We start from the raw sequence: 15,900 nt of genomic DNA on the forward strand, positions 1-15,900 counted from the left end.
GTTGCTGCCCTGCCAGCACAATACCGCGCCCGTTATGCTCAGGACAACTGCATAGCGGAATGAACACTCATGGAAATACCTGCCCTGCCACACCGCCTCGCCCTCACAGCCGGGTGCAATCAGCTCATCAACTGGGGGATCTCGTTTTATATGCCCGGCACCTTTGCGCTGGCCATTTCAGCCGACCGGGGATGGTCATCACCGCAGATTTACCTCGGCCTGACGCTGGCGATGCTGGTGATGGCGGCGGTATCCCCTTTTATAGCCCGCCTGCTGGCATGCTTTGGCGGTCAGACGGTGGTGATGAGCGGAACGCTGCTGATCGCCGCAAGCTGTGCCTGTATGGCGTATACCCGGACGCTTTATGGATGGTACGGCGCCTGGCTGATCACAGGCGTGGGAATGCGCCTGTCGCTGTACGATGCGCTCTTCGCCGCGCTGGTCAACCTCTACGGACAACAGGCGCGAAGAACAATCTCGCGCGTCACGCTGGCGGGCGGGCTGGCCTCTGTCGTCTTCTGGCCGCTGGGCGATGCGCTGCTTCACGTGATGCGCTGGCAGGACGCATTACGCATTTATGCCCTGCTTGGCCTGCTGAGCGCGTTGCTGATCCGCACGCTTCCCCGGCAGCGGCTGACGGTGACGACGAAAATCGCCGCACCGCCGCTGAACAACGAGCGCCGAAACGGCTGGCTTTATGCCGCCTTCATTGCCCTCATCACCTTTGTCTCTAACGGCACCTCCACCCATCTGCCGGAGTTTATTGCCCACTACGGCCTGCCGGTCGCTATCGGCATGCTGTGGGGAATCGGCCAGACAGGCGCGCGCTCGCTGGAGGTGCTGGCGGGGGCTCGCTTAACGCCATTCACATTAACGCTTTTTACCGCTCTCGCCATGCCGCTCTGTTTTCTTGTTGGGTTGAGCAGCGCCCTGTTTGTCTGGTGTGCGGCCGGCTTTGTGCTGGGCTATGGGGCCATCAACGGGCTGGTTACCCTTGTCAAAGCCACCCTGCCGCTGGAGCTGTTTAGCGCGGAAAGCTATGCCCGCCGCACGGGCATGCTGCTTATCCCCGGCCAGCTGATGGCCGCAGCCTCACCGTTTGCCTATGCGTGGCTGAACAAAACGCTGGGGATCGCTGGCGCAATGGGGGTGTCGACGGGGCTGACGCTGGTGATTGCCGGGCTGGCGATAGCCATTGTGCGCCGTCCCGGGAGGCAAACTGTATCGCACTGTATCCCGCGGGCCACGGTGACAAACGGGTACAAAACGCCCCCTCCGGCAAATATCTCCGATACATAAAAATGGTTTTCTTTCCCTGTCGCCATTGAGAACTGATGAGGAGAGAGAGCAATGATTCGTCGCTACGTACTTTTCCCCCTGCTTGTCCTGACATCCGTCGCAGGTGCCCAGGCCACTCCCCTGGACAATCTGAGCGCCGCGGACGTTAACGGCCCCGCCGCCGTTGCCCCGCTGGCGCAGCCGCAGCCGCCCGCAAAGCTGATCGTCGATCCCCCGCTTGCCGGGCCGCTGAGCAAAGGCGCGGTGTTTATACAGTACCGTGCCGAAAACCTGCGCATCGAGCCGGTATTCGGACCTGAAGCGCTCAAGGTCACTCCGCGCATCGGGCACATTCACGTGGTGGTGGATGAAGCGCCGTGGCACTGGGCTGACGCCAGCGGAGAGCCGGTAATTCTGGTGGGGCTGCCCGCAGGGAAACACAAGGTGACGATTATTCTGGCCGACCCGACGCACAAGCCGCTCGACCGCAAAACCATCGAATTCACCGTACCACCCCACGCGGCGGTCCACCACTTTTAAGGAGTCTCAAGATGAAAGCACTGACTGTACTAACGGCAGGCCTGCTGGCGCTTTCCGCCAGCGCCTTTGCACAGGGTAAAACCAGCGTCGTGCTGGTTCACGGCGCGTTTGCCGACGGCAGCAGCTGGAATAAGGTGATTGCCCTGTTGCAGAAGCAGCACGCCGAGGTCATTGCCGTCCAGCTCCCGCTCACGTCGCTCAACGATGACGTTGCCGCCACAAAGCGGGCCATCGCCCGCGCGCAGGGTGACGTAGTGCTGGTGGGCCACTCCTGGGGCGGCACCGTGATTAGCGAGGCGGGAAACGATGCGCGGGTAAAATCGCTGGTGTACGTGGCGGCGTTCGCCCCGGATTCCGGCCAGTCGACGGCGGATCTGGCAGGAAGCTACCCTGCGCCGCCGGGTAGCGCGGGCATTGCCAAAACGGCGGACGGCTATTTATACCTGCCGACGGACGCCGTCAGGAAGGATTTCGCGCCTGACGTGAAGCCAGCCATTCAAGATACGATTGCAGCCACGCAGGGGCCAATTAAGGCTGAGGCGTTTGGTGAAAAAGTCGTCCACGCGGCGTGGCATGACAAACCGAGCTGGTATGTGGTTAGCAAGAATGACCGAATGATCAACCCCGATCTTGAACGGGCGATGGCGAAGACGATCCACGCGAAAACCACCGAGGTGGCGGCAAGCCACGTATCGATGGTGAGCCAGCCGCAGATCGTTGCCCGGACGATTGAGCAGGCGATTGACGCAAAGTAATTTTTTGCGATTTGTAGGCCGGGTAAGCGCAGCGCCACCCGGCAAAAAACAGCTTCAGCGCCCGCCATCCGCGGGATAATCCCGATTAATCCACGCGTGGTCCTCTTCCCAAGTGAAGATCCACTTGCGCACCGGCCCGGCCATCACGTTGAGATAATAGCTGTCATACCCGGCCATCGTCGCCACCGGGTGGTATCCCTTCGGCACCATGACCACGTCACGGTTGTAGACCGCCATGCACTCATCCAGCGCTCTGTCGTCGGTGTAAACCCGCTGCATGCAGAACCCCTGCTCCGGGTTGAGGCGATGGTAGTAGGTCTCCTCCAGATACGTCTCCTGGGGCGGGTTATCCGTGTCGTGCTTGTGGCTCGGGTACGAGCTGGTGCAGCCCTCGTTGGTCCACACCTCCACCACCAGCAGGCTGTCGGCGGGCTTGTCTTCCGGCAGAATGTTGTGCACATAGCGCTGGTTGTGGCCCTTGCCGCGCGCTTCACCGTCGATATCCTGCGGCGCAATCAGCCGCGTCGGATAGGTGCCCTTGCCCGGCGCAGCGCAGACCGCCAGCTCCAGCGTCGTCAGCGCCTTCACCTGCACCGTCTCCTGCGGAGTGACGTACACCGCCCACGGCTTGATGCGCTCGAACGGGCTCATCCGCCCGCCAATATCGGTAAACTGCGCGGAGGGCGTGGTGATGGAGGCGCGCCCGGCGACCAGCACCAGACAGCGCTCTTCGCGGACGGCGCGCAGCGTCAGCGTCTGCCCCTCCTGCAGCTCATACGCCTCAAAGCCGACGTACCCCCACCCTGCGCTTTCCGGCGTGACGGACTGGGTGCGCCCCTCCGCGTTCGGCTGTTGCCAGCGTGATAACAGACGTGACATGTCACCTCCTCAAATCAGTCCGGCGTCGCGCGCCAGACGGCTCAGATTGTTATACCCCAGACGGGCGTAGGTCAGCGGATGGGCAATGGCCGGATCCTGCTCCGCCTCGACCACCAGCCAGCCGTGATAGTCCTGCGCCTTCAGCAGCTGCATAATCGGCGGATAATCCACGCAGCCGTCGCCCGGCACCGTAAACACGCCGCTCAGTACCGCATCAAGGAAGCTGGTTTTACGGTTTTTCACGTCCGCCAGCACGTCGGCACGCACGTCTTTGCAGTGAACGTGGTTGATGCGCGACGCCCAGCGCTGCGCCACCGCCAGCGGATCGGCCCCGGCAAAGGTCAGATGGCCGGTATCGAGCAGTAGCCCCACCGCGTCGCCGGTGTGGGTCATCAGGTTGTCCACGTCGTCGGCGGACTCGATCACCGTGCCCATATGGTGATGATAGGCAATCTGCACGCCCTGCTGCTGGGTGTAGCGGGCAAATTCGGTAAGCTTCTCACCGTACTCCTTCCAGCGCGCCTGCGGGAAGCGCGGGCGCAGATGCACCGGGGTCTGCTGCTCGCCGTGAATGCAGCCGCTCACTTCCGCAAAGACCAGCACCTTCGCCCCCAGCTCGCGCAGCAGCGTCAGGTGGGACTGCACGGCGGCGATCTCCTCCTCCACGCTGTGCTCCAGCAGGCGACCGGAGTACCAGCCGGAGACCAGCTGCAGGTCGTGGCGCTGCAGGATGGGGCCGAGCAGGCGCGCTTCGCGCGGGAACTTATTGCCCAGCTCGAAACCGGCGAAACCGGCCTCTTTACCTTCGCTCAGGCAGGTCTCCAGCGACGTCTCCGCGCCGAGTGAAGGCAGATCGTCGTTCGTCCACGTCAGCGGGTTAATGCCCAGTTGTACACTCATTGTCGTCTCCATTATGCGTGTCCGCGCTCGCGCCACCAGGCGATAAGCTGCAGGTAGTTGTCCCTGATGCGCGCCACCAGCTGCGCATCGTCAATATCGTGTTTCAGCCACGCGCGGGAGGCATCGCCAAACAGCGTGCGCCCTACGGCGAAGCCTTTCACCAGCGTCTGACCCGCTGCGGCTTTAAAGTCAGCGCGCAGCTGTTCCGCCGGGGCGTCCAGGCCGAGGATCACTACCCCGCGGCAGTGCGGATCCCGGCGTTCGATAATCTCGCTCAGCGCCGTCCAGCCGTCGGCGGAGAGCGGCGGCAGCTTCCACCAGTCCGGGTAAATGCCGAGGTTGTAGAAGCGGGAGATAGCGCGCAGGTAGAGCTCGTCGCTGCGCGGCATGGTCGCGGGCAGGATCACCTCCAGCAGCAGCTCGTGCCCGGACCGGCAGCAGGCGTGGTACACCTCGGCAATTTTCTGCTCCTGCTCCAGGCGCAGGCCGTGGGCGTCTTCCGGATGGAAAAAGACCAGGCATTTCACCACGTGCTCCTGCGGCCAGCTGATGAGCTGGGTGCCGATGTTGCCATGCTCCATCTCCAGCGGACGCGAGCCCGGCAGCTCAATGGGGCGGCCAATCCACCACCCTTCGCCGGTAATGGCGTTCAGCGCGTCCTGACCAAAGGTGCCGTCGCACAGCAGACCGGCTTTGCCCTCCAGCCCGGCGCGGCTCGCCGCCTCGCGGCTGGCCTGCAGGATCAGCTGCTTCAGCGCCGGAATGCGCTTAAGCGACGCGCCGCACTGCATCGCCATATCCTCAAGCTGGCTGCGGTGGTCGAAGGCCATCACGCACAGCTCCGGCCACTCGCGGCGTCGGGTGGTCACCCGGTGGAGATGGTTAAGACGCGGGTCGAGATCCGGGCGCGGCACATCTGCAGCGCGCGAAAGATAGTCATCCAGCTCGATTTTGCTCGGCATCGCCGGGGCGCAGCCGTGGCGCGAGACCACCAGCGCGCCGCAGGCGTTGGCGTAGCGGCACGCCTGCTCCCAGCCCTCGTCGTTCAGATAGCCGCGCAGCAGGCCGGACATAAACGCGTCCCCCGCGCCGAGGACGTTCAGCACCTCCACGCGCACGCCGGTCACCGTCAGGCCGTCGTCCAGCCGGGACGGAATGGCGTCGGTGTAGACCGAGCAGCCGAGCGCGCCGCGTTTGCAGACCAGCGCTGCTTCACTGACGGCGCGCACCTGCTCCAGCGCCTGCAGGGTATCCGTGCTGCCGCCCGCAATGTGAAACTCCTCTTCGGTGCCGACAATAACGTCGAAGAGGTGAAGCACCTCCTGCAACTCGCGGGTGACCTTATCGGCGGCGATAAAGCGCGTTTCCCCGTCGCCTAAGGCGGTCAGCCCCCACAGCACCGGACGGTAGTCGATGTCCAGCACCGTGCGCACGCCATGACGGCGGGCATAGCCCAGCGCCGTCAGCACCGCCTCGCGGGTCTGCGGATGAGAAAGGTGGGTCCCGGTGATGGCAAGACAACGTGCGGAGGCAATGTAGCTTTCGTCCACATCGCTGGCGGTAATCGCCATGTCCGCGCAGTTATCGCGATAAAAAATCAGTGGAAAGGTGTCCCGGTCTTTAATGCCGAGTAGCACCAGCGCCGTTAGGCGTTGTTTATCGGTAATCAGATGGCTGGTATCGCAGCCCACCTGGTTGAGCTCTTCGCGCAGGAAGCGGCCCATATGTTCATCGCCGACGCGCGCCAGCATCGACGAGCGTAAACCCTGACGGGCGGTGCCGTACGCCACGTTGCCGGACGACCCGCCGAGATATTTGGCGAAGCTCGACACATCCTCCAGACGGGCACCAATCTGCTGGCTGTAGAGGTCTACCGCCACGCGGCCCATGCATATCACATCAAACTGCTTTTCCACGTTGATACCTCATCAGACAATGTCGTTCACGTTCAGCCAGCGGCCTTCCCGGTGCGAGAGCGCAATCGCGTCCAGCACGCGCGACACCTTCCAGCCCTCTTCGAAGTCCGGCCACATCGGCGCGTCGGCGGCAATCCCGTCCACCAGATCGCGCACCTCCACCGTTTTTTGATCGTTAAAGCCAATCCCGTGTCCTGCGCCCATGCAGAACGCGGCGTAGTCCGGGTGCGCCGGGCCGACGAGCAAGGTGCGGAACCCCTGACGGTTAACCGGATCGTCATGCAGATAGAGCTTCAGCTCCGCCATGCGCTCCTGGGTGAAGCTGATGGCGCCTTTCGTTCCGGTTATCACATATGACAACCCCATTTTGCGGCCGCAGGCGACACGGGAGGTTTCAATCCCCCCCTGCGCCCCGCCCGCGAAGCGCACCATTGCGTGGGCCTGATCCTCGTTTTCGACGGCAATCATGTCCGACGCTCCAGCCTTCGCCGGGCGCTCCGGGACCACGATCTTCAGATCGCCGCAGACCTGCTCGATATCCCCAACCAGGTACTGGGCCATGTTGACGATGTGCGCCGCGAGGTCGCCCAGCGCCCCCAGCCCGGCGGTCTCTTTAAAGCAGTGCCAGTGAATAGGCGACAACGGGTCGGCCATATAGTCTTCGTTGTGGGTGCCGTAGAAGTGGATCACCTCGCCTATCTCGCCGCGGGCGATAATCTCCTTCGCCAGCTGCGCCGTCGGGTTCTTCATGTAGTTGAACCCCACCAGCGTTTTCACCCCGGCCCGCTTCGCGGCGTCAACCATCTCCCGCGCGTCGTGGGCGTTCAGCGCCAGCGGCTTCTCCGAGTAGACGTGCTTGCCGTGGCGGATCGCCTCCAGCGCCATCTCTTTATGCAGATGGTTGGGTGAGCAAATATCCACCACATCAATAGCCGGGTCGGCCACCAGCGCCCGCCAGTCGCCCGTGGAGCGGTTGAAGCCAAACGCCTGCGCGCGCTCTGCCGCCAGCTCCGGCGTGACTTCCGCCACCATCTCGCGCACCAGCCTGCCGCGCAGGTTGAACACCGTTGGGGCCTGGGCATAGGCGATAGCGTGCGCCTTGCCGATATACCCGGTGCCAATTAATCCAATACGAACCTCTTTCATCGTGATCCTCACAGTGCGCCGCGACGGCTCTTGGCGTAGGTATCAAACGCCACCGCCAGAACGATAATTAATCCGGTGATAATCTGCTGGTAGTAGGCCGAGACGTTCATCAGCACCAGGCCGTTAATCAGAATCCCCATGATGATGGAGCCGATAATGGTGCCGCCGATGCGCCCGTAGCCGCCCATCAGCGAGGTACCGCCGATCACCACCGAGGCGATGACGCGCAGCTCAAAGGAGATCCCGGCCACCGCCTCGGCGCTCCCCAGACGCGCGCTCAGGATGAAGCCCGCCAGTCCCGCCAGACAGCCGATCAGCACATAGACGCTGACCAGCACGCGCTTGACGTTCACCCCCGCCAGGCGCGCCGCCTCCGGGTTACCGCCGATGGCGTAGACGAAGCGGCCCCAGCGGGTTTTATGCAGCGCCAGATAGCCGCCGAGGGCGACGATGGCGAAGATCCAGATCGGAATGGAGATGCCGAGCAGCTCCCCGCGCCCCCACCAGCGGTAGCCCTGATCGAAACCGGCAATCGGCGCGCCGTCGTTGATCACCAGCGTCAGGCCGCGCCAGATGGTCATCCCGCCGAGGGTCACGATGAACGGCGGCAGGCGCAGGCGTGTTACGCCCAGACCGTGCAGGAATCCAATCGCCGTGCCCATCGCCAGACAAATCCCCAGACCAATCAGCCAGCTCATGCCGCCCCAGGCGTTCGGGTCGACGGTGGTGAAGTTGTCGCCCTTAATCACGTACGCCGCGGTCATGGCGCAGACCGCCAGAATGGAGCCCACGGAGAGGTCAATCCCGGCAGTCAGGATGACAAAGGTCATCCCCACGGCCATGATCCCGTAGATGGAGACTTCGGTCAGGATGTTGAAAATATTACGTTCAGAGAAAAAATTGCTGTTCTGCGACTGAAAGAAGATCAGCAGCAGGATCATGAAAATCAGCACCCCGAAGCGCTCGAAGAAGGCGATGGGATCGATGCGTCCGGCACGTTTGACCGGGGCCTGCGTTTTAGAAATCATCTGCGTCATGAGAAACTCCGTTATGCCGCGTTCAGGGCGTTATGGTTGATGGCCATCATCGTCATCAGCCGTTCTTCGTTAGCGTCGTCACCGTGGATCTCGCCGGTCACTCGCCCTTCGCTCAGGGTGATGATCCGGTCTGACACCGCCATCACTTCAGGCAGATCGGAGGAGATCACGATCACCGCCACGCCCTTTTTCGCCATGTCAAACAGCACCTGGTGCACTTCTGATTTGGTCCCCACGTCAATGCCGCGCGTCGGCTCATCTACGATCAGCACCCGCGGGTTGAGCGCCATGCAGCGCGCGAGGATCACCTTTTGCTGGTTACCGCCGGAGAGCTTGTGCACCTCCTGCGCGCTGTTGACCATTTTGATCTGCAGCGCCTTGCGGTAGGACTCGATCAGATCGTCCTCTTTGCGGGTGTTCACGAACCAGCGCCACTGCAGCAGCGAGGAGAGGCAGGAGAGCGACAGGTTGTCGCGAATCGACAGCCCCAGCACCGCCCCCTCTTTTTTGCGGTCTTCCGGCACCAGCGCCACGCCCTGATCGAGCGCATAAAGAGGGTCGCGCGGCTGGTACGGCACGCCGTCCAGTTCAAAGCTGCCCGAGGTAAACGCGTCCGCGCCAAACAGGCAGCGGGCCACTTCGGTGCGCCCGGCGCCCACCAGTCCGGCAATGCCTAAGACCTCCCCGGCGTGAACGTGGAAGCTGATGTCATGCAGGGCTATGCCGTGCGGATCCAGCGGCGGCTTTTCGCGGCTCAGCCCCTTCACCACCAGGCGGACGGGTTTGTCTTCATGATGCGTTTCGCTGGCGGGACGACGGTTAAAGGCCACGTCACGACCGACCATCAGGCGGATCAGCTGTTCGACGTTGGTCTCCGCCACCGCGCCGGTGCCGGTGAAGCGGCCGTCCTGGAAAACGGTGAAGCGATCGCAGAGCTGGAAAACTTCGTGCAGACGGTGGGTAACATAAATAATGCTTACGCCGCGGTTTTTAAGCTCCCGCACCACGCGATGCAGGCTTTCCACCTCGCTGTCGCTCAGCGCGGCGGAAGGTTCGTCCATAATGATTAACCGGGCGTTGAGGGTCAGCGCCCGGGCAATCTCCACCATCTGCTGCTGGGCAACGCTCAGACGGGCGACAGGCGTGGTCGGCGCAACGTTCAACTGCAAATAGTCGAGAATGACCTGCGCTTCCTGATTTACCGCCTTTTCGTCGACGATCAGGTTACGTTTACGCGGCTCGCGCCCGAGAAACATGTTTTCCGCGACGGTCATGTTGGGCAGCAGGTTGAATTCCTGATAGATGGTGATAATGCCCTTGTTCTGGCGCTCCACCGGGGAGTCGTCTACTGGCAGCGTTTCGCCGTTGAACCAGATCTCCCCGCGGGTTTGCGGCTGCGCCCCCGCGAGCGCCTTCAGCAGCGTGGATTTACCCGCCCCGTTTTCCCCCAGCAGGGCGTGGATCTCGCCCGCGCCGACGGTCAGCTGGGCGCTGCTTAACGCCCAGACGCCGGAAAAGCTTTTTGCCAGGTCGGTCACTTTCAGTAAGGGTTGCGACATCGGTCTGCTCCTCCTTTAGAGTGAGCCGCCGCGCCAGCGGCGGCTGCGGATAAATCAGTTACCGGCCTCACCGATACGCTCAGCCTGCTGCAGGTTCTCTTTAGTGATCAGCGTCGGCGGGTAGTCGGCCCCGGTGATGGCTTTCTTCTCGCGCACGTTGGCCACCAGCTGGCTCATCGCCGTCTGCACCGCAAAGCCCGGACGCTGGTCCGCCGTCACCGCCAGCCAGCCGTCGCGCACGCGGGCTAGCGCTTCCGGTACCGCGTCAAAGCCTGTGACCAGAATTTCGCCCGGCTTCACGCCCTGGCTCTGCAGCGCTTCGATCGCCCCCAGCGCCATGTCGTCGTTAGCGGAGAGGATCACCTGAGGACGTTTCGGCAGCGAGGGCAGCACGCTTTCCACGATGCGCATCCCTTCAGAACGCATCCAGTTGCCGGTCTGATCGGCGACAATCTTGTACTTATCCCCGCCAGCCTTCAGGCTGTCGCGGATCCCTTTGGTGCGTTCGATGTTGGAGGAGGAGCCCGGCTGGCCGGTCAGCAGAATGATCTCCGCCCCGTCGGGGAATTTGGTTTTAACGAAGTCGCCAATCGCCTGGCCGCCCTTGTAGTTGTTGGCGCCAAAGTGCGGCACCTTCTTCTGGCTGTCGACGGAGCGGTCAAGGGTGACCACCGGCAGCTTCGCATCCTGAATTTCATCCACCGCGCTGGAGACCGCGTTCACATCGTTCGGGGAAACGATAAAGCCCTGCGCCCCGCGGGTGATGGCGTTTTCCAGGTCAGCCACCTGCTTCGGCGAGCTGCCCTGCCCGTCCAGTACCTGAAGCTTCACGCCCATCTCTTTTGCGGCTTTCACCGCCGTGCGCTGCATGTGAACTTCAAACGGCATGGCCAGGTTTGGCGTACTGAAAACGATTTGATCGTTTTCGGCAAGGGCGGCCCCGGACGTCATGGCGATGAGGGCGGCTACGATCAGTTTTTTCATTATTATGTCTCTCTGTGTAGGGTTGTCGTGTTTAGAGGACGATCTCGCGCTGGCTGCGGAGTGACTCCAGCGCTTTATCCGCGAGGTACAGCGCACGTTCACCATCATCGCCGCTGCAGTCAGGCACCGCTTCGCCGCGCAGGACCGCGACAAAGTGTTCCCATTCCGCGGCGTAAGCGGATTTGTAGCGCTGCAGGAAGAAGTGTTCCGGCAGCGCGCTGGTGCAGCCCTGTTTGCCGTAGTGCTGCACCTGGTTTTCCAGAATGTTGCCCGCGCACAGCAGCCCTTCAGAGCCGTGCAGCTCCAGGCGCTGGTCGTAGCCGTAAGATGAGCGGCGGCTGTTGACGATGGTCGCCATCGCGCCGGAAGCGTATTTCAGGACGATAAACGCAGTATCGATGTCCCCCGCCTCGCCAATCGCCGGATCCACCAGGTTACTGCCCTGGGCATACACCGACACCGGCTCTTCGCCCATGATGAAGCGGGCCATGTCAAAGTCGTGAATGGTCATATCGCGGAACATGCCGCCGGAAACGCGCACGTACTCCGCAGGCGGCGGAGACGGGTCGCGGGAGATGATGAGCAACGATTCCGGTTTGCCGATGCACCCGGCCTGCGCGTCGGTTTTCACGCGGCGGAACTGCGGATCAAAGCGGCGGTTAAAGCCGATAAACAGCGGCACGTCATACTCTTTTACCACCTTCAGGCAGTCGCGCACGCGGGCGAGGTCGAGGTGTACCGGCTTTTCACAGAAGATGGCCTTGCCGTGGCGGGCGGCCATTTCAATCAGGTCCGCGTGGGTATCGGTGGCGGAGGCGATCAGCACGGCGTGAACGTTAGGGTCGGTCATCGCTTCATCCAGGCTCTGCTGGCGGGCCTGATACTGCGTGGCGAGGCGGGTGGCAAATTCCTGATTCGGGTCAACCACGGACCAGAGCGTGGTCGCGCCGTGGCTGGCGATGTTAGCTGCATGTACCTGGCCAATTCGGCCAGCGCCCAGTAAAGCAATGTTAAACATAACGGCTCCCGGTGTTGGTGAATGCTGTGAACTAACGACCCTATAAATAAAACATTTATTTCATTTTTATAAATAGTGAAAATTATGTTTTTGAGTGCAGGTTAACACTTTTGAGATGAATGAGATGAATTTTGTTATCAATCTCACAACATGGAAGAAGGTGCTGCTAGCCCCTCACCCCGGCCCTCTCCCCAAAGGGGCGAGGGGGAAAAGAGCGCACCGACCCTAACCCTCTCCACATTGGGGAGAGGGTTAGGGTGAGTGGAAAATGAAATGAAAATTTCGTTACTTCGGGAAAACTCAATACTGACGGGCTTTTTTCACCTGCGCCTGCGTTTGCTCCGCGGCTTCACGCACGGCAGACGATTCTGCCACCTGCGCATCACCGGTTCGCCACCAGGAGGCGTAGTCGTGGGTCATGGTCTTCGGTAGCACCTTGATGTCCAGCAGCGTTGGGCCGGGATGCGCCCGCGATGCCTCGAGCGCCGCCAGCAGGCTTTGCTCATCGTTCACCCGCCACGCGCGGCAGCCGTAGCTCTCCGCATTTTGCGCAAAATCGACCTTCACCAGCGGACCGTCAAGGCGTCCGGTTTCCGGGTTGCGGTGGCGGTTTTCCGTGCCAAAGCTGCCCATGCCGTGCCCCATCTGCAGGTTGTTAATGCAGCCGAAGCCGGCGTTATCAAACAGCAGAACGGTGACCTTAATGCCCTCCTGCACCGCGGTTTGCAGCTCGGAGTGCAGCATCATGTAGGAGCCATCCCCCACCATGGCGTATACCGGCTGCTCGGGTCGGGCAAGCTTCGCGCCGATGGCTGCCGCAATCTCGTAACCCATGCAGGAGTAGCCGTACTCCAGGTGATAGCTGTCCGGCGTTTTGACCTGCCAGAGGCGCTGTAAATCGCCCGGCAGCGAACCGGCCGCGCCCACCACGATGGCGTTATCTTCAACATGCTGGTTGATCAGCCCCAGCACCCGCGTCTGGGTCAGGCGGGTATTGAGCGCCTCGCCGTACTCCGCCAACTGCGCGTCCAGGTGCCCCGCCACTTCGGGCGCGTCGTCAGGACGCCACTGGCGATCCCACAGGCGGCGGCACTCGTCGCGCCAGGCGGATTTCGCCTCAGCGATCGCCTCTCCCCAGCCGCTGCGGTAATCACCGAGCGCGTGGGTCAATGCCTCGAGCCCGGTTTGAGCGTCGGCAATCAGCGCCGTAGCGTCCAGCTTCAGAGCGTCAAACTCGGCCACGTTCAGCAGCAGAAATTCGACGTCCGGATGGGAAAAGAGCGCCTTGGAGCCGGTGGTAAAGTCGGTCAGGCGCGTGCCGATGCCAATCACCAGGTCAGCCTGCGGCGCGAGCTGGTTGGCCGCCATTCCGCCCGTCACCCCTACGCCACCGAGGTTAAGCGGGTGGTCACTTACCAGCGCCCCCTTTCCGGCCTGAGTTTCGGCAAACGGCAGCTGCAGCGTCTCGACAAAATCGCGAAACGCCTCATGCGCGCCGGAATAACGCACCCCGCCGCCGCACACCACCAGAGGGCGACGCTTGCGGGCGATCAGCGCCCGCGCCTGCGCCAGACGCTGCGGATCGGGTGGACGACGCTCGATGTGGTGCACGCGACGCGCAAAGAAGCTTAGCGGGTAATCCCACGCTTCCCCCTGCACGTCCTGCGGCAGGCAAATCGTAACCGCACCGGTATCTGCCGGGTCAGTAAGCGTTCGCATCGCGCTAAGCATTGCGCTCATCAGCTGCTCGGGACGGTTGATGCGGTCCCAGTAGCGGGAGACCGGGCGGAAGCAGTCGTTGGTGCTGATGCTGAGATCGTGATACAGCTCGATCTGCTGCAGTACCGGGTCCGGCTGGCGGCTGGCGTAGATATCGCCCGGGAGCAGCAGCAGCGGGATGCGGTTCGCCGTGGCGGTTGCCGCCGCCGTGACCATATTGGCGGCACCCGGCCCGACGGAGGAGGTGACGGCAAAAATGCGCTGACGGCGGTGCTGTTTGGCGAATCCCGTCGCCATATGGGCGATGCCCTGCTCGTTGCAGCCCTGCATCACCTGCAGATGGCCGGGATCCTGCTCCAGCGCCTGGCCAATGCCCAGCACGTTGCCGTGCCCAAAGATCGTGGCGACGCCCTCCACGAAGGGAGTTTCGTTGCCGTCCACGCTGACGTACTGTTGATTAAGGAACCGGACCAGCGCCTGGGCCATGGTCATACGTTCGGTTTGCATAAAACCTCCTGTCAGCCCAGCGTTGGCATAGAGAACGCAGCGCCTGTCTCCTGCTGCATTTCCGGCCAGCGCGCGGTGATGGTTTTCATTCGGGTGTAGAAGCGCACGCCGTCGCTGCCGTGAACGTTGAGCGCGCCGAAGATGGAACGCTTCCAGCCGCCGAAACTGTGGAATGCCATCGGCACCGGAATCGGCACGTTGACCCCCACCATGCCCGCCTGCACCTCTTCGCAGAAGCGGCGCGCGCAGCCGCCGTCGCGGGTGAAGATCGCCGAACCATTACCATATTCATGGCGGTTAATCAGATCCACCGCGCTGGCGTAATCTGCTACGCGCACCACAGAAAGCACCGGGCCAAAAATCTCTTCTTTATAGATGGTCATCTCAGGAGTGACGTTATCGAACAGCGTCGGCCCGACAAAATAGCCCTGCTCGTGGCCCTTCACGCTGAAGCCGCGGCCGTCCGCGCGAAGCGTCGCCCCCTGCGCTTCCCCGCTGTCGATGTAGCCCAGCACCTTGCTGCGGTGCGCGGAGGAGATGAGCGGTCCCATTTCGTTTTCCGGCGACTGGTCCAGGCCCGGCCCGACGCGCAGCGCGGCAATCTGTTTTTCCAGCCGGGTGCAGAGCTCATCGGCAGTTTTATCCCCCACCGCCAGCACCACCGAGAGTGCCATGCAGCGTTCGCCCGCCGCGCCGTAGGCCGCGCCCATGATGGCGTTGGTCGCCATCTCCATGTCGGCATCCGGCATTAAAATGCAGTGGTTTTTCGCGCCGCCCAGCGCCTGGCAGCGCTTACCGTGGGCGGACGCGGTCTGGTAAATGTATTCCGCAATTGGCGTGGAGCCGACAAAGCTCACCGCCTGCACGCGCGGGTCGGTCAGGAGTACGTCAACGGACTCTTTATCGCCCTGCACCACGTTGAACACGCCGTCCGGCAGGCCGGCCTCTTTAAGCAGCTGCGCCAGCGCCAGCGCCAGGGAAGGATCTTTTTCCGACGGCTTCAGCACGAAGGTGTTGCCGGTCGCCAGCGCAATCGGGAACATCCACATCGGCACCATCGCCGGGAAGTTAAACGGGGTGATCCCGGCGCAGACGCCGAGCGGCTGCATCAGCGAGTGGCTGTCGACGCCGGTACCGACGTTCGCAGAATGTTCACCCTTTTGCAGATGCGGAATACCGCAGGCAAACTCCACCACTTCCAGGCCGCGGGTCAGTTCGCCCACCGCGTCGGAGAAGACCTTACCGTGCTCTTCGCTGATGAGGCGGGCCAGGCGATCCATGTTCTCTTCAAGCAGCGCTTTGAAGCGGAACATCACGCGCGCGCGCTTAAGCGGAGCATGACGCGCCCACGCCGGAAACGCCTGCTGCGCGGCGGCAATGGCCTGCTCCGTTTCCTGTGCCGTACTCATCACCACCTGGCGGATCTGCTCGCCGGTGGCCGGGTTGAAGATCGCCTGAACGCGCTGGCCTGAACCGGTGACACATTCGCCGTGAATAAAATTCGCTACCGTCTCCATCCTTAACCTCTCGCTGTTGATACGTGACTGTTACCTGAACACTCGGTACTGAACACTATATATGAAACAAATATTCCATTTTAAGTTGAAATAAAATAAATGATGATTATTGTGATCAAGGATGGATTTTTATGTTAACAGGCAA

General features: G+C 62.1%; 13 protein-coding genes. 3 read left to right on the forward strand and 10 right to left on the reverse strand.

Going from position 1 to position 15,900, the window contains the following annotated elements; genetic code table 11:
• Positions 1-69: 69 nt before the first annotated feature.
• Genes AB3N39_RS15360 through AB3N39_RS15370 form a run of 3 tightly spaced genes read left to right on the forward strand, consistent with a single transcriptional unit; the run spans position 70 to position 2,573 of the window.
• A complete protein-coding gene (locus AB3N39_RS15360) occupies positions 70-1,299 on the forward strand; it encodes an MFS transporter (protein WP_367896853.1) in 1,230 nt (409 codons plus the stop codon).
• Positions 1,300-1,350: 51 nt separating this feature from the next.
• The gene (locus AB3N39_RS15365; protein WP_367896854.1) at positions 1,351-1,818 is read left to right on the forward strand and encodes a DUF6130 family protein; all 468 of its coding nucleotides are present in this window, start codon (positions 1,351-1,353) and stop codon (positions 1,816-1,818) included.
• Between the two features lie 11 nt (positions 1,819-1,829).
• Positions 1,830-2,573, forward strand: a complete 744-nt coding sequence (locus AB3N39_RS15370; protein ID WP_367896855.1) for an alpha/beta fold hydrolase — start codon at positions 1,830-1,832, stop codon at positions 2,571-2,573.
• Between the two features lie 54 nt (positions 2,574-2,627).
• On the opposite strand, the gene iolB is transcribed toward AB3N39_RS15370, so the two are convergent.
• The 10 genes from iolB to AB3N39_RS15420 form a co-directional block, all read right to left on the reverse strand.
• Complete coding sequence (gene iolB, locus AB3N39_RS15375) at positions 2,628-3,452, reverse strand: 5-deoxy-glucuronate isomerase (protein WP_367896856.1); 825 nt, start codon at positions 3,450-3,452, stop codon at positions 2,628-2,630.
• 9 nt (positions 3,453-3,461) lie between these two features.
• Positions 3,462-4,352: a myo-inosose-2 dehydratase gene (gene iolE / locus AB3N39_RS15380; protein ID WP_348943049.1), complete on the reverse strand. Its 891-nt coding sequence runs from the start codon at positions 4,350-4,352 to the stop codon at positions 3,462-3,464.
• A gap of 11 nt (positions 4,353-4,363) precedes the next feature.
• Positions 4,364-6,268 carry a 5-dehydro-2-deoxygluconokinase gene (gene iolC / locus AB3N39_RS15385; RefSeq protein ID WP_133294904.1) on the reverse strand — a complete coding sequence of 635 codons (1,905 nt, stop codon included), beginning with the start codon at positions 6,266-6,268 and terminating at the stop codon, positions 4,364-4,366.
• Between the two features lie 12 nt (positions 6,269-6,280).
• Positions 6,281-7,414, reverse strand: a complete 1,134-nt coding sequence (locus AB3N39_RS15390) for a Gfo/Idh/MocA family protein (RefSeq protein ID WP_367896857.1) — start codon at positions 7,412-7,414, stop codon at positions 6,281-6,283.
• A gap of 8 nt (positions 7,415-7,422) precedes the next feature.
• Entirely contained in the window at positions 7,423-8,451 is a 1,029-nt protein-coding gene (locus AB3N39_RS15395; RefSeq protein ID WP_008502116.1) for an ABC transporter permease, read from the reverse strand.
• 11 nt (positions 8,452-8,462) lie between these two features.
• The gene (locus AB3N39_RS15400) at positions 8,463-10,010 is read right to left on the reverse strand and encodes a sugar ABC transporter ATP-binding protein (protein WP_367896858.1); all 1,548 of its coding nucleotides are present in this window, start codon (positions 10,008-10,010) and stop codon (positions 8,463-8,465) included.
• Between the two features lie 54 nt (positions 10,011-10,064).
• A complete protein-coding gene (locus AB3N39_RS15405) occupies positions 10,065-10,994 on the reverse strand; it encodes a sugar ABC transporter substrate-binding protein (RefSeq protein WP_367896859.1) in 930 nt (309 codons plus the stop codon).
• A gap of 31 nt (positions 10,995-11,025) precedes the next feature.
• Entirely contained in the window at positions 11,026-12,012 is a 987-nt protein-coding gene (gene iolG, locus AB3N39_RS15410) for an inositol 2-dehydrogenase (RefSeq protein ID WP_127731936.1), read from the reverse strand.
• Between the two features lie 300 nt (positions 12,013-12,312).
• Complete coding sequence (gene iolD, locus AB3N39_RS15415; RefSeq protein ID WP_367896860.1) at positions 12,313-14,238, reverse strand: 3D-(3,5/4)-trihydroxycyclohexane-1,2-dione acylhydrolase (decyclizing); 1,926 nt, start codon at positions 14,236-14,238, stop codon at positions 12,313-12,315.
• Between the two features lie 11 nt (positions 14,239-14,249).
• Positions 14,250-15,755, reverse strand: coding sequence for a CoA-acylating methylmalonate-semialdehyde dehydrogenase (locus tag AB3N39_RS15420; RefSeq protein WP_325813827.1), 1,506 nt, complete (start codon positions 15,753-15,755; stop codon positions 14,250-14,252).
• Positions 15,756-15,900 lie beyond the last annotated feature (145 nt).

It is taken from the genome of Enterobacter vonholyi (genome assembly GCF_040834095.1).
In the GTDB taxonomy this organism is placed as follows: Bacteria; Pseudomonadota; Gammaproteobacteria; order Enterobacterales; family Enterobacteriaceae; genus Enterobacter; species Enterobacter vonholyi.

Excerpts from the sequence above, each read along its gene's own strand:
- AB3N39_RS15360 (WP_367896853.1), top strand. The coding sequence starts at position 70 with ATGGAAATACCTGCCCTGCCACACCGCCTCGCCCTCACAGCCGGGTGC.
- AB3N39_RS15365 (WP_367896854.1), top strand. The coding sequence starts at position 1,351 with ATGATTCGTCGCTACGTACTTTTCCCCCTGCTTGTCCTGACATCCGTC.
- AB3N39_RS15370 (WP_367896855.1), top strand. The coding sequence starts at position 1,830 with ATGAAAGCACTGACTGTACTAACGGCAGGCCTGCTGGCGCTTTCCGCC.
- iolB (WP_367896856.1), bottom strand. The coding sequence starts at position 3,452 with ATGTCACGTCTGTTATCACGCTGGCAACAGCCGAACGCGGAGGGGCGC.
- iolE (WP_348943049.1), bottom strand. The coding sequence starts at position 4,352 with ATGAGTGTACAACTGGGCATTAACCCGCTGACGTGGACGAACGACGAT.
- AB3N39_RS15390 (WP_367896857.1), bottom strand. The coding sequence starts at position 7,414 with ATGAAAGAGGTTCGTATTGGATTAATTGGCACCGGGTATATCGGCAAG.
- AB3N39_RS15395 (WP_008502116.1), bottom strand. The coding sequence starts at position 8,451 with ATGACGCAGATGATTTCTAAAACGCAGGCCCCGGTCAAACGTGCCGGA.
- AB3N39_RS15400 (WP_367896858.1), bottom strand. The coding sequence starts at position 10,010 with ATGTCGCAACCCTTACTGAAAGTGACCGACCTGGCAAAAAGCTTTTCC.
- AB3N39_RS15405 (WP_367896859.1), bottom strand. The coding sequence starts at position 10,994 with ATGAAAAAACTGATCGTAGCCGCCCTCATCGCCATGACGTCCGGGGCC.
- iolG (WP_127731936.1), bottom strand. The coding sequence starts at position 12,012 with ATGTTTAACATTGCTTTACTGGGCGCTGGCCGAATTGGCCAGGTACAT.
- iolD (WP_367896860.1), bottom strand. The coding sequence starts at position 14,238 with ATGCAAACCGAACGTATGACCATGGCCCAGGCGCTGGTCCGGTTCCTT.
- AB3N39_RS15420 (WP_325813827.1), bottom strand. The coding sequence starts at position 15,755 with ATGGAGACGGTAGCGAATTTTATTCACGGCGAATGTGTCACCGGTTCA.